At 55.6% G+C, this 13,304-nt stretch carries 11 protein-coding genes and 2 pseudogenes; 7 read left to right on the top strand and 6 right to left on the bottom strand.

Going from position 1 to position 13,304, the window contains the following annotated elements; translation table 11 throughout:
• Nucleotides 1–250: 250 nt before the first annotated feature.
• Nucleotides 251–451 (top strand): annotated as a pseudogene (locus tag RHM68_RS15280) (transposase); the annotation flags it as partial.
• Here RHM68_RS15280 and RHM68_RS15275 read toward each other — a convergent pair.
• Together RHM68_RS15275 and RHM68_RS15270 are read right to left on the bottom strand one after the other, a co-directional pair.
• Nucleotides 423–1,642, bottom strand: a protein-coding gene (locus RHM68_RS15275; RefSeq protein ID WP_416195199.1) for an IS3 family transposase whose coding sequence is annotated in 2 segments (ribosomal slippage) — nucleotides 423–1,303 and nucleotides 1,303–1,642 — 1,221 coding nt in all. Because the reading frame shifts where the segments join, the coding sequence is not laid out codon by codon here. The pseudogene RHM68_RS15280 and the gene RHM68_RS15275 overlap by 29 nt on opposite strands.
• Before the next feature lie 23 nt (nucleotides 1,643–1,665).
• On the bottom strand, nucleotides 1,666–2,565 hold the full coding sequence (locus RHM68_RS15270; RefSeq protein ID WP_322216140.1) for a LysR family transcriptional regulator: 900 nt from the start codon (nucleotides 2,563–2,565) through the stop codon (nucleotides 1,666–1,668).
• A 167-nt stretch (nucleotides 2,566–2,732) separates the two neighbouring features.
• Between RHM68_RS15270 and RHM68_RS15265 the strand changes: the two genes are divergently transcribed.
• From RHM68_RS15265 to RHM68_RS15250, 4 genes are all read left to right on the top strand, one after another.
• A complete protein-coding gene (locus RHM68_RS15265; RefSeq protein WP_322216138.1) occupies nucleotides 2,733–4,151 on the top strand; it encodes a coniferyl aldehyde dehydrogenase in 1,419 nt (472 codons plus the stop codon).
• A 94-nt stretch (nucleotides 4,152–4,245) separates the two neighbouring features.
• A complete protein-coding gene (locus RHM68_RS15260; protein WP_322216136.1) occupies nucleotides 4,246–4,923 on the top strand; it encodes a type 1 glutamine amidotransferase domain-containing protein in 678 nt (225 codons plus the stop codon).
• Nucleotides 4,924–4,994: 71 nt separating this feature from the next.
• Nucleotides 4,995–5,621 (top strand): glutathione S-transferase, encoded by a 627-nt coding sequence (locus RHM68_RS15255; protein WP_322216134.1) that lies wholly within the window; start codon nucleotides 4,995–4,997, stop codon nucleotides 5,619–5,621.
• Nucleotides 5,622–5,709: 88 nt separating this feature from the next.
• On the top strand, nucleotides 5,710–6,141 hold the full coding sequence (locus RHM68_RS15250) for an organic hydroperoxide resistance protein (protein WP_322216131.1): 432 nt from the start codon (nucleotides 5,710–5,712) through the stop codon (nucleotides 6,139–6,141).
• Between the two features lie 687 nt (nucleotides 6,142–6,828).
• Here the strand turns inward: RHM68_RS15250 and RHM68_RS15240 are convergent.
• Nucleotides 6,829–7,839: pseudogene (locus RHM68_RS15240) on the bottom strand (tyrosine-type recombinase/integrase); the annotation flags it as partial.
• Nucleotides 7,840–8,025: 186 nt separating this feature from the next.
• Between RHM68_RS15240 and RHM68_RS15235 the strand changes: the two are divergent.
• The gene (locus RHM68_RS15235) at nucleotides 8,026–8,949 is read left to right on the top strand and encodes a universal stress protein (RefSeq protein WP_322216128.1); all 924 of its coding nucleotides are present in this window, start codon (nucleotides 8,026–8,028) and stop codon (nucleotides 8,947–8,949) included.
• Between the two features lie 56 nt (nucleotides 8,950–9,005).
• Here the strand turns inward: RHM68_RS15235 and RHM68_RS15230 are convergent, their stop codons facing one another.
• Nucleotides 9,006–9,569: a GNAT family N-acetyltransferase gene (locus tag RHM68_RS15230; RefSeq protein ID WP_322216126.1), complete on the bottom strand. Its 564-nt coding sequence runs from the start codon at nucleotides 9,567–9,569 to the stop codon at nucleotides 9,006–9,008.
• A 130-nt stretch (nucleotides 9,570–9,699) separates the two neighbouring features.
• On the bottom strand, nucleotides 9,700–10,443 hold the full coding sequence (fnr, locus tag RHM68_RS15225) for a fumarate/nitrate reduction transcriptional regulator Fnr (RefSeq protein ID WP_322216124.1): 744 nt from the start codon (nucleotides 10,441–10,443) through the stop codon (nucleotides 9,700–9,702).
• Between the two features lie 206 nt (nucleotides 10,444–10,649).
• Between fnr and RHM68_RS15220 the strand changes: the two genes are divergently transcribed.
• Nucleotides 10,650–11,561: a universal stress protein gene (locus RHM68_RS15220; protein WP_322223811.1), complete on the top strand. Its 912-nt coding sequence runs from the start codon at nucleotides 10,650–10,652 to the stop codon at nucleotides 11,559–11,561.
• 120 nt (nucleotides 11,562–11,681) lie between these two features.
• On the opposite strand, the gene arcD is transcribed toward RHM68_RS15220, so the two are convergent.
• Nucleotides 11,682–13,175, bottom strand: a complete 1,494-nt coding sequence (gene arcD / locus RHM68_RS15215) for an arginine-ornithine antiporter (protein WP_322216122.1) — start codon at nucleotides 13,173–13,175, stop codon at nucleotides 11,682–11,684.
• Nucleotides 13,176–13,304: the final 129 nt, after the last annotated feature.

Below are 13,304 nucleotides of genomic sequence, written 5' to 3'. Positions count from 1 at the left end.
CCCAACCAGAAACCCAGAGAGCAAACGCTTCATAAGCTTTACCTTTATGTAGCCGCGGATCCGACCGTTCTTGATCAGCTTATAGTTGCTCGGAAAACAGCCAACAAGACTCTTAGTTGGACTGATAGGGCTGAGTACGCAGACATTAGTATTTGAGAGATGTTTAATGGGGTGTGAACGAGCCCCATGAAAGACAGGACACCGTTTCCCCCTTACGATAAGGGTGTAGTGGTCAACTAATCCCGGACACGGTTTTAAGGTTTTCTTTGCTGATCCACATAGTCCATGGCAGCGCGGCACAAACGAAAATACGAACGGCCTTCTACGGCAATACTTCCCGAAAGGCACTGACCTCTCTCGTTGGAGTGCCCAAGAAATACAGGCGTGGACTTGCCCCTACAAAACCGGACACCAACTCCCCGTTAAATTGATGCTGCCGCCAAGCGCCTGAACTCTTTCGGCGAACGGTAGTTCAAAGCGCTGTGCGGATGCTGCTCGTTGTAATGTTCAAAGGCAATTGCCAGGTTACGCAGTGCCGTTTCTCGATCCGGCTTGGGCATGTGCGCCACGTAATCACGCTTGATCGTCTTCACGAAGCTCTCGGCCATGCCGTTGCTCTGTGGGCTGCGCACCGGTGTGGTCAACGGCTGCAAACCTATCTGTCGAGCAAACAAGCGCGTCTGTTCAGCGGTGTACGCCGAGCCGTTATCGCTGAGCCACTGCACCGGTGTTGCAGGCAGTTGATCACCGAAGCGCTTCTCCACACTTTCCAGCATCAAGTCGCGGATATCATCGCCGCTGTACCCGGTCGGGCTCGCGACCCAGCCGATGGCTTCGCGATCACAGCAGTCCAGGGCGAAGGTCACGCTCAGTTTGGCGCCGTCCTCGCAACGAAACTCGAAGCCGTCCGAGCACCAACGCGTATCGCTGGTTTGCACCGCAATACGGCCTTCATGCCGACGCGGTACGCCGGGCTGTTTGATCCGGCGTTCAAGCAGCAAGTTGTGATCACGCATCACCCGGTAAACCCGCTTCACGTTGATCGCGGGCAACAACTGGGTTTCACGGGCGCGACGCAGTAATCCCCAGACACGACGGTAGCCATAGCTGGGCAGTTCGCTGACTTGCTGCTTGATCTCGGCGACCAATTCCGTGTCGTTCACGAGTCGACGTCGCCGTACTTTAGGCGACACCGATTGCTTGATTCGAACCGTTAATTGCGAGCGCGCCACACCGAGACATTCGCTGACCAGCTTCACTGGTCGTCCCCCGGCAACAAGGGTGAGTGCGCAATCCATTTTCGCGACCGCGCGATCTCCACGGTCTCTTTGAGGATTTCCGCTTCCATCGTTTTCTTGCCCAGCATCCGTTGCAGTTCACGGATCTGCTTGAGCGCATCGCTCAGCTCGGAGGCAGGCACCACGGCTTCGCCAGCACTGACCGCCGACAGGCTTCCGTCTTGGTAAAGCTTGCGCCACAGGAACAGCTGGTTGGCATTGATGCCGTTACGCCGAGCCACCACCGAAACGCTTTGCCCTGGCTCAAGACTCTCGCGAACCATGGCCAGTTTTTGCTCTGGGCTCCAGCGGCGACGCAGCTCCTGGCCCAAAAGCTCCCCACTCTTATCGTTGCTGTTAGTCATAAACATAACCGTTTGCCTATCCCTTACTCCACGCGCCGACTTCCTCTTAGTCGCCATAGTAGAGCCTGCCGGGCATGAGCGACTCGAGGTTGGCGTAACGCGCTGGGCGTCCAAATTAAATGGTAGTCACGACTTGAATGGCCTACTGGCGCTGGAACTTCCCGGAGCTCGCCCCTCTCAATATGTGGCCTGCAAAGGTAGGCAGGAAGGGTGCTCCAACCAAACCCGTCTATAAGGAGCGTCCGCAACGTCCGCAAATCTTGACCGACCATGGCGGGCATAGAGGTCGTTATTTCAATACGGTTCAGCGCTAACCAGGCATCGATAAGTGGGAGGGCGAGGCTGTACGCCAGTATCGGTTCAGCCTCCAGCGCGGTGACAAAATCTTTTGCTGCGACTAGACGCTTCACCACCGCCGGGGCAGCAACTGCAATGACGTCATCCGTGAACAAAAGCTCACTGCGAAGCCTTGGGTTGTCAGGGGCCATACCTGAAACACCTAGGTCGCATTCTCCTTCGATGAGTAAACGGCAAATCGATTCGTGGTTTCCACTCTGCATTCGAATGCGAATGCCTTCTTCCAGTAGTGGCTTCAGTTGTCTTGAGACGACTTCAGCGAGGAAGTCGGCGTGTCCAATTATCTGAAGTGCTCCTGTCAGTTCAATTGATCGAGCTCTAGCAGATGCAAGCGCGCTTTCAGCGTCGTCCAGTTTGTCGCCTATATCTGCTGCCAGTTCTTTTGCCGCCGAGGTAGGTTCGACGCCACGAGCCTGTCTGTCAAACAGGCTTCTGCCAATAGCTGCTTCGAGCCCTGAAATGTGTTGAGAAACTGCAGGTTGCGTGAGGTTGAGCGTGCGGGCGGCACCACTTATCGACCTCTGTCGATATACCTCAACAAACGTCCTAAGTCGTATTAATGACATATTTTTCCCATAAAATTATTTATATGAGCCCTAAAATACGCTGTCTACTCCCATTAGGGCTAGCCCCCTAAGATGGCTGCTCACAGTTTGAACGCAGTCGTCGGTGGCCCCCATAGGACACAGATGCTGCACTCATTCCACCATGCGCAATGCTGAGGATTTGAGATATGAGTTACCAGCCCACCACCGACGATCTGCAGGTCATCCTGCGCACTATGAAGCGTGCACATCTGGCTGCTGGCCCTGCCGATGCAGCGCTTCGGAAAGATAGGCTGCTCCGCGCCGCACGTTTGATTCGCGAAAACCATACGGCCATCAGCGTCGCCATCAGTGCCGACTTCGGCAACCGCAGTGTGTACCAGTCGATGATTGCGGATATGGCCACCACGGTGAATATGCTGGAGGACTCTGCCGAGCATGTATCGCAGTGGATGAAGCCTGAAGTGGTTGAAAACCCGGCCACCGGCATGCAGGCTTGGATTGAGCAGCAGCCGCTTGGCGTAGTTGGGATTATCAGCCCTTGGAATTTCCCAATTAATTTGGCATTCGGCCCTCTAGCTGGTGTGTTTGCAGCCGGCAACACCGCCATGATCAAACCGTCAGAGCTGACCCCAAAAACGTCTGAGTTGCTGGCTGAGCTCATCGCCGGTTATTTCGATCCCATCGAGCTAACTGTCGTTTTGGGTGATGCGAGTGTAGGCGCTGCATTCAGCGGTCTGCCATTCGATCACCTGGTGTTCACTGGTAGCACAAGTGTCGGTCGCCACGTAATGCGTGCAGCTGCGGAGAACTTGGTTCCAGTGACACTGGAACTGGGCGGAAAATCCCCTGTGGTAGTGGCAGAGGACTTTGACATGTGCACGGCGGTCGAGCGCACACTGACTATCAAAACCTTTAATGCAGGGCAGATCTGCCTATCTCCCGATTACATGATGGTTCCGCATGGTGCTCTGGAACAACTGGTCAGACGCAGCAAAGAATTCATCGCCGCAAGCTTTGCCAGCCTCATTTCCAATGATGAATACACGTCGATCATCAGTGAGCGTCATTTTGAGCGGCTGGTGGGCCTGTTGTCAGATGCAGAGCAGAAGGGCGCGACCCTTATCAATCTTGCACCGGGCAGTGAGCCAGCGTTCGATTCGGCATCCCGCAAGATAGCCCCACACCTTTTACTCGATGTGACCGACGACATGGCCATCATGCAAGAAGAGATCTTCGGGCCGCTGCTTCCAGTAAAAACCTATCGCAACGCGGAAGAACCTATCGCATACATCAATGCTAATCCACGTCCTCTAGCTGCTTACTACTTCGGCAACAACCCCGATCTTCAGGCTCAGTTCACACACCAAACGACGTCTGGCGGCTTAGTCATCAACGATGTTATGACGCACGCCTCGATAGACAGTCTGCCGTTCGGTGGGGTCGGAGCCTCGGGAATGGGTGCTTATCACGGCATCCATGGATTTCGTCGCTTTACGCATGCTAAACCGGTGGTTGTGCAAAGCCAGGATGGCGCGTCAAATCTTCGCCTGCGAGCTCCTTATGCGGACAAGGCACAAACACTTGAAGCGTTTTTCAACAGCTAAATTTTAGCTGGTCAGCGGCACTTGTTGACGCTCATGAAATGCCCAAGGCAGATCCTGTAGCCGAAGGCCTAACCGCAGCAATGAGGGATATGAAATGAAAGTTTTAATGGTTCTGACGTCTCACGACCAGCTGGGTGACACCGGCTTGAAAACAGGATTTTGGCTTGAGGAGTTCGCTGCTCCTTATTACGTCTTCAAAGATGCCGGCGCAGAAGTAGTCCTGTCTTCACCTGCCGGTGGTCAGCCTCCGCTGGATCCCAAGAGTGAGCTTCCAGATTTTCAAACCGAAATGACTCACCGCTTCAACGCTGACACTGCAGCTCAGAAGGCCTTGGCCAGCACGGTTAAGCTCGATACGGTGAGCGAGAAAGATTTTGACACTGTGTTCTACCCTGGCGGTCATGGCCCACTATGGGATCTGGCCGAGTCGAAGACATCCATCAGTTTGATTGAGTCCTTTGAGCGTGCCGGCAAACCTATTGGCTTTGTTTGCCATGCACCAGGAGCACTTCGACATGTAAAGGCCGCTGACGGCGCGCCGCTGATTAAAGGGCGCAGAGTCACTGGTTTCACTAACGGTGAAGAAGCTGCTGTGGAACTGACCGATGTCGTGCCTTTTTTGATCGAAGATGAGTTTCAGAGTCTGGGTGGCCGATATGAGAAAGGGCCGGACTGGGTTCCGTTCGTCATCGAAGATGGCAAGTTGATCACTGGCCAGAATCCCGCGAGCTCTGAAGGTGTTGCCAAGGCACTTGTTGCCCTACTGAAGTAAGCCACTGTGTTGACCTGAGCCCCTCCAGGGTTCAGGCGCAGCGAGAAAAACATCGACTAATGAGAACCGCCATGATCACACTTCATCATCTCAACGACTCTCGTTCCCTGCGTATTCTCTGGCTTTTGGAAGAGATGAGCGCGCGCTACGAACTGATTCGCTATCAGCGTGATCCTGTTACCCACCTCGCGCCGGAATCCTTAAAGAATATTCATCCGTTGGGTAAATCGCCGGTCATTGAGGTCGAGGGGCAGGTGATGGTTGAGTCTGGCGCCATTGTCGAGTACCTAATCCGTCGGTTCGCGTCCGACCTGGCACCTGCGTTCAGTTCGCCCGACTATCTTCAGTATCTGCAATGGATTCATTTTGCGGAAAGTTCTGCAATGGTGCCGGTTCTGCTGAAGGTATTCACACAGTTCGAGGCCGATGCAGGCACCCAACTGAAATTCCTGGACGGATACACGCAGACCGAGTTTGACAAGGTATTAAGCTTTCTGGATAGCGTGCTCGCAGATAAGACCTTCATCGTAGGCGAAAAATTGTCGGGGGCAGATTTCATGCTGGCGTTCGTCGCCATTACTGTGGTTGAACAGCTCGGGGCCGGTGCGCAATATCTCCATTTGCAGGCTTACTTGCAGCGTCTAACTGCCCTAGATAGCTGGAAGCGGGCGTTAAAACTAGAACATGTAGGCACCTAAAAATCGTTACCCCCAAAGCGCGGAATTCCAATTCTTTCGATCACCCAGTCTGGGAAGCTAGGCAATTCAATAAGCAAGGAGATTGTCCATGATCACTAAAACTCTGTATCAGACTGAAGCAACTGCTGTCGGTGGTCGAGACGGCCACGCTCGTGCGAGTGATGGAAGCCTCAACGTCTGGCTCGGTATGCCGAAAGAGTTAGGCGGAAACGGTTTTGGCAACAACCCTGAACAGCTATTTGCTGCAGGCTACGCCGCGTGTTTTTTGAGCGCCATGAAAAACGTAGCTCGAAATGGCAAACACCCTAGTATTCCTGAGACCGCGACCGTTAGAGCACAGGTTGGCATCGGCCCTATCAATGAGCGAGCGTTCGGGCTGGCGGTAACTTTGCGCATTTCTCTTCCTGGGATCGTTCAAGCTGCCGCTGAAGCTCTGGTAGAGGACGCGCATCAGGCTTGTCCCTACTCCAACTCGGTGCGCGGCAATATCGACGTAAAACTCGAAGTTGTAGCCGGATAAATTCTTAGCAACTGCGTTATTTGCTGACGGGCGTGTGCTCAGTCGAAGGGGTGCCGGTTTGACAAAGGCGTCTTTTCGACTGGCCATATTGATTGATTTTTCAGGTGAGTGTTACTCAGTCTTAACTTAAAGCATCGTGCCATTGGGCATCATGCAGGATATTATATCAGCTGTTCATTCGACGTCCTGTAAGCGCAGTTCATAGGCGGATGTGTATGCGGCTCGGTGGCGAAGTGCAATAAAAATTAGGTGTCGAACAGGGTCTCTAAGGTTAGTTGCTCTTTATTGTTCCGAAGACCGGATGAGAAACAAACTTACTTAAAGGTTTTGTCGAAGAGTCTGCACGTGTCACAACAACCTCATATCAATCGTCGTATTGTCCTGGCCTCTCGTCCACATGGCGCGCCAACCTAGGCCAACTTTCGACTTGATGAGGCGCCTGTTCTCCAGGCTCAGGAAGGGCGCGCTGCCGACTGAGAAAAGAGCACGGCCCTGTTCCATGTCTTTTGCGACGTTGGTTGCAATAGCATTGAGAAAGTGATTTCGTTCGCGACAGGGTTTCGTGTCTGACGGCGCCCCAAACAGCTGTCATCAACGGCAGCTCTTGGTCGATTTCTGTTGATTACGGTGGAGCGGAGTTGATCCGAAGCAGGTGCTCAGCAATGCCCATGAAACAATGAGTCTGGCCTATGGAGGCGACGCTGATTCAGCGGCGGCGTAAGCTGGAAAAGACATCATAGACTCCGTAGGCGGGTGCTCGTAGGTTGAGGACAACACGGCGCTGAGTCGATCATCCAACAGGTTCCAAGCGCGCTTCTTCTCTTCGGCATAATCGTGATGCAGGTAGTGGCGTCTCACCCGAGAGCCGGCCAGTACATGATTTTGACAGCGATCGATAACGTCCAGGCTGACACCTAAGGCCTGCATCATGGTCGCGCCGGTGCGGCGCAGGTCATGCGGCGTCCAGTCACCGTTCTGGCCGTCGGCAAGGACCAGGGTGTCGTCATGACGCCGCCTGGAGAGAACCTTACGGTTTTTGAACCTAGTCTGACGATCGCCCACCTGCTTGCTCACCACTTTCACATCAACATGCTGATCATCCAGCTTGTTGGGAACGCACCACTGAGAGTCGCCCGTGAGGGTCTTGAACTCCTGAAAGAAATGCAGAGCGAAGGGCGAGAGGAAGACATGGTGGTCCTGTTTCTTGCCCCGGGTGCCTTTGACGTTTTCACTGGGGAGGAACCACGTTTGCCGGTCCAGATCGACATTCTTCCATTCGGCCTGCAGCAACTCGCCAATGCGGCATAAGGTGCCCAAGCTAATCCAGAGCGCGAGTTGAGTCTTCTTCAATGGACGAATGCCCTCGTACTTTTGACCAGCGGGGAGGGCGTTGTAATCGGCGGTCATCTGCTGGAAGCGGTTGTGCAACTCCAACAGCTCAGCCCGTGAAAGGATGTGGCTTCTTTCCGCTTCGTAGTCGGCAGGGATCAAGGGGGAGATGTCGACCAGTTCAGTCGGATCACCCTCAACCAGTAAGGCCCGCCAAGGTTGGCGCTTTCTAGCCCAGTTGAACATCTGGGTGAGGTCGGCGAAGAAACTGATGGCTTGCCGGTGAGCGCCGCGGTTGACCACGGCCCGAATCAGCGCCCGAACATCGTGTTCGGACACACTGCTCACCGAGGTCTTGCCAATTGCCGGGTATCACACGGACGCCGGCTCGACATGGCCGCTTGACGTGTCGCCGCTGGCGATCTTGGCCGGCACCTTGCGGCACTGGAAACGTTTCGCACCCTCTTGCTGACAAAGATCAAGTCGCCCGAACCTGGAACGCTCAATCTGACGTTCTACTCCCATCGTTCAGATGTCCGCGTGCCGAGGTGTCCCATGTCGAAAACTCAACGTTTACTGTTGATCGCCCCTCCAGCCATGACCCGCACACCGGCGTTCGACCGGGCTGGCGCGTTGGCGCTGTCGATGCAACTGCCGTTACACATTGTGGCGTTTGATTATTTACAGGCGTTGGCGGTGGCCGGTCTGTTCGCCCCTGAACAAGTCAGCCTGGCCCGGGAGGGCTACCTGCAAATTCATCGGCAATGGCTCGCGGAACAAGCCGGGATGATGAGCAAACGCGGGGTCGAGGTCACCAGCGAAGTGGTGTGGGTACAGCATCCTTATGAGGAGATCCTGCACTTCGTCAACGAGATGTCGCTGGCGCTGATTATCAAGGATGCTCAGGAAGAGTCAGCGTTGAAGCGGGTTTTTTTCACGCCGTTAGACTGGCAACTGCTGCGTGATTGTCCGGTGCCGGTGCATCTGGTGACGAATCCCCTTAACCCAAGGCCGCACAGTGTGCTGGCGATTGTCGATGTCCTGCGTAGTGAAGAGCAAGACATGGTGTTCAATGATCAGATTATCGATGCTGCGGTGAAGCTGGCTGAGCAATGTGATGCACGGCTTGAACTGTTGCATGTGTATGACTGGACAGCCGTGTATGCCCAAGACATGGGGATTGGCGCATTACCGCTGGCCACCGGGATTTATGAAGCGCTGGGTGTGGCGCAACGCGAGACGTTTGTCGCGCTGGCCGAGCGGCATGGCGTACCGCTGGATCGTCGCCACTTTATCGAGGGTGTGCCGTTGTCGGGTATCTGTGATTTTGCGATGGAGCACCGCACCGACGTCATTGTCATGGGGACGGTGCAGCACAAGGGGTTGAACAAACTCCTGGGCACCACGGCCGAACAACTCTTGCAGCGGGCGCCTTGCAGTGTACTGGCGATCAAGCCGGGCCAGACACTGCACTCCTGATAGCGTGCTGGATCGCCTTGCGATAAACCGTTAGCTGGAATATCGCGGGGCGTTGTTTACAAGAAAAACCGGTGAATCACCTGACGGCTGTCGTCGGGGTCATTGTGCGTCTCGAAACCCAAGGCTTTGGCCAGTTCTCGCATGGGGCCATTGCTGGAGGCGTCTACGGAGTACATCTGGCGAAAACCGTTCTGGCGAGCGGCTTTGATCAAATGCTCCATTAATGCAGTGCCAAGGCCCAAGTGGTTCCAGTCATCGGCGACGGTTACGGCGCACTCACACTCATGTTCGCCTGTGGCGGCGTAGCGGCTGATACCGATCTCGATCAGTTGGCCGTTTTCATGGACCAGCGCAATGTAGGCCGTGCGCTGCTTGTTATCGGTGTCCATCAACTGGTTGAGTAACGCCGTGCCGGGTTCGTTGACCTGCGCGAGAAAACGCATGTGCCGGGACTCCGCAGACAGGCGCTTGATAAAGGCGTACTCGCGGTCGCGATCTTTTTCCTCCAGGGGCCGAATCAAGATGTGGCGGCCATCCTTGAGTGTTTCGATCCAGTATTGGCCGTTAACTGCCAAGTAAGCTGCGGCTGCACGATCGTTGTGGTCTTTGACGGTGAGCATGGTGTGATCCTCCACCCGGTTTGAAAGGTTGACGCGTGGCGACGAACCACACGATGCATTCCTTTCTACGCCGTTGGCGGCGCTTCAATCTGATCTGGATCAGATACCCATGGCGTCCGGAAGTGCGGGGTTAGCAGAGAGGGCGATGGCAGCCCACGACCAGTTGCTTGAGGCCTTCCATGTCCTGGATGTTGACGTTTCGGCCAGTGATTTGCACTAACCCCTGATCCCGCAAGTGCGCAATGCCACGGCAGATGGTTTCCAGGCGCAGCCCCAGATAGGAGCCAATTTCATCCCGCCGCATTTTTAGTACGAAATCCCGGGATGAGTACCCCCGCATATTCAAACGTTGCGACAGATTCAGCAGAAAGGCACCCAGGCGCTCATCGGAATTCATCTTGCCAAGCATCATCAACATGTCGTGATCTCGCACGATTTCACGGCTCATTATTTTGTTCAGGTTGTGTTGCAGTGAGGGCAGTTCTTGAGCGAGTTTCTCCAGATGAGCGAAGTGGAGGGGGCAGACTTCGCTGTCCTCCAGAGCACAGGCATTGCAGGCATGCAGGTCGGTACTGATGGCGTCCAGACCGAGTATTTCGCCAGGCATCTGGAACCCGGTGACCTGTTCGCGTCCATCGACCGAAAGCACGCTGGTCTTGAACGAGCCGATACGCACCGCGTACAGCGAACGCAGTGGGTCGCCTGGGCGGTAGAGGCTTGCGCCTTTTTTGACCTTGACGCGTTGCACGATCAGCGTGTCCAGACGTTCGACCTCAGGGCCTGTAAGACCAATGGGCAGGCACAACTCCAAGACGCTGCAGTTGGAGCACGCAGCCTTGAGGTAGTGAATTTGAAGTGGTCGGGTTTCCGGCATGGGATATGACGCCATTGGAGGGTGTTTCAAGCATAGGTGGCAAGCGTGCGGACGCGCCGTTCATTCAGGTGTTTGCCTGGGTAATCGACGAACGGGGAAAGAGCTCTGGTCTTTGTCTTGGGTGAGTGCTCGGGCTATTCGTTGACAAAGATCAGGGCCCTGTTTGGATAACGCCAGATACTTGAGCAACGAGGACGAGGTCCATGATGCTGAAGCTCAAGCGGATCCTATTGATTGCTCCCATCGAAAAGACCCGCAGCCCGGCGTTTGATCGGGCGCAGGCATTGGCCCGCGCAACGGGAGCAATGCTGCACATCGTCGCGTTTGATGATGCCCAGGCGCTGACGTTGACCGGCCTGTTTGCACCGGGCGCGATAGCCCAGGCGCTAGAGGGCTACGTGCAGATGCACCGCCACTGGTTGGAGCAGCAAGCCCGGTTTCAAAGGTGCTCTGGGTTGCAGGTCACCACTGAAGTGGTCTGGGAGCAATCGAGCCTGGCGCACGTGCTTGAGTACGTGAACAACTTCCATGCGGATCTGGTGATCAAGGACCTCCTCCACGTGCCGGCGCTCGACCGTGCTTTCCACCGCCCGCTGGACTGGCTGTTGCTGCGTGATTGCCCGGCCCCTTGGCACTGGGTCACTGGCGCCCGGCATGCAAAACCATTGCGTATTCTCGCCACCCTCGATCTCTCGCATCTGGAAGACCTGACCCAAGGGCTCAATGAACGGATTCTTGATCTCGCCTCAACGCTGGCTGCGTCTTGTGGCGCCGTTTTGCACGTGCTCAATGTGCGCAACTGGTCGGTGGTCGGCGACACACAGCGGAGTCTTCCGACGCTGACACTGGCCGATAGTTTGAGAGACGCGGTCAACGATGCCCAGGACGAGGCCTTTGATGTACTCGCGGAACGGTATGGCATTGAGAAAAAATACAGGCATCAACTGGTCGGTATTCCTCACCAAGTGATTGAGCATTTCGCCCAACAGAATGCATTCGACATGGTGGTGTTGGGCACGGCCTATCACCCTGGGGCCGACTGGCTCACCGGCAGTACTGCCGAGAGCGTGTTGAATCATGCGCCGTGCAGTTTGATGATCGTCAAGCCAGGCTGCTGATTGCGCTGCGGCTGGTGACACGGCGATAAGTAACGTCGGATTCAATGTCCCCTGCCGATTTCATGTCAGGGGACAGGTTTGCCCGCTAGTGAGGTGACGTTGGCTGTTACAACACCGTGCTTACAGGGCCAGAGTTCCAGACCACAGCATCCAGCCGGCGAAGGCTGCCGCGGTCCAGATAATGATCAGCAGCCCTGTTTCAGCAACCCTGAGGGGTTGTCCCTGACGCGCCTTTAGGGTGCTCATGTAAATCAACGAACCGGGGGCGTAGAGCAAGGCGCTGAGCAACATGTATTTAGGCCCGGCGGCATACAGCAACCACAGGCAATACAGCGTAGCGACCGAGGCGATGGCCATGTCGCGCAGTTGCAGGGCGCGGTGGCCGGCGTAGGTCTGGCCCTGCCAGGACAATTTCAACGCATACAGGCCGCTGAACAGATAGGGCAGCAGAATCATCGAGGTCGCCAGGGAGATCAGCGCCAGGTAGCTCGCGTTCGAATACAACGTCAGCAAGAGGAACAGTTGAATACAGCCGTTAGTGACCCACAACGCATTGGCTGGCACGCCCTCGGTGTTTTCCACGGCCAGTAACTGCGGCATGACCTTTTCCCTGGCCGGGGTAAATACTGATTCGGCCGCCAGCAAGGTCCAGGCGAGCAGGGCGCCGCCCACCGAAATAATCAAGCCAATGCTAATCAGCACTGCGCCCCATGGTCCGGCCGCGGCTTGAAGCACACCGGCCATCGAAGGGTTTTTCAGGGCGGCCAGTTCCGGTTGTTTAAGAATGCCGAGCGATAGCAGAGACACCGCAATCAGCAGCAACAGGGTGATGGCAAAACCGATGACCGTGGCGCGGCCGACATTGGCCCGCTCCGCTGCGCGGGCAGAGAATACGTTGGCCCCCTCGATGCCGATGAACACCCAGACCGTTACCAGCATGGTGCTTTTGACTTGATCGAGGGTGCTGCCGAGCGCGGGCGAACCCCATAAATCGACACTAAAGGTTGCAGGCTGGAACGCCGCTATCACCAAGCCTATAAACAGCAACAACGGGACGATTTTGGCCACGGTCGTCAGCGCGTTGGCGCGCGCCGCAGTGCGCATGCCTCTGAGAATCATCCAGTGCAATGCCCAGAGCACGACGGACGCCCCGGCAATCGCCGCTTTGTTGTTGCCTTCACCAAACAGCGGGAAGAAGTAACTCAGCGCCGCAAACAAAATCACCAGATAGCTGACGTTGCCGATCCAGGCGCTGATCCAGTAGCCCCAGGCTGAGTTGAACCCGAGGAATTCACCACCTAAAGCGCGGGCATAGGCAAATACGCCGTTGTCCAGTGTCGGTTGGCGATTGGACAAGGTTTGATAGACCAACGCCAACGACAGCATGCCGACACCAGTCACCAGCCAGCCAATCAGAATCGCCCCGGCGCCTGCGCTGGCCGCCATGTTTTGCGGCAGGCTGAAAATACCGCTGCCGATCATCGAACCGACCACCAAGGCAATCAGCAGGCTCAAGGACAGCCGTTTGGGTTCCACCTTTCGCAAGCTGCCTGCAACGGGGTGCGTGGTGGTGGCCGGAATAATCGGTTGGATGCCTTGTAACTGCGTAGCCATGGGAAGCCTCCATGAGACGAGCGCTCTGTGCTCACCGCGGATGCGATGGCGCGAACGCTGATGCTCAATGTCGGCGTGAATGAGTGGCCCGTATTTGATTTAAGTCAGACGCTGGATGATCATTTTTTT

This window comes from Pseudomonas sp. DC1.2 (assembly GCF_034351645.1).
In the GTDB taxonomy this organism is placed as follows: Bacteria; Pseudomonadota; Gammaproteobacteria; order Pseudomonadales; family Pseudomonadaceae; genus Aquipseudomonas.
The sequence above is the reverse complement of the archived record's forward strand: the minus strand, read 5'-3'. Positions and strand labels throughout refer to the sequence as shown.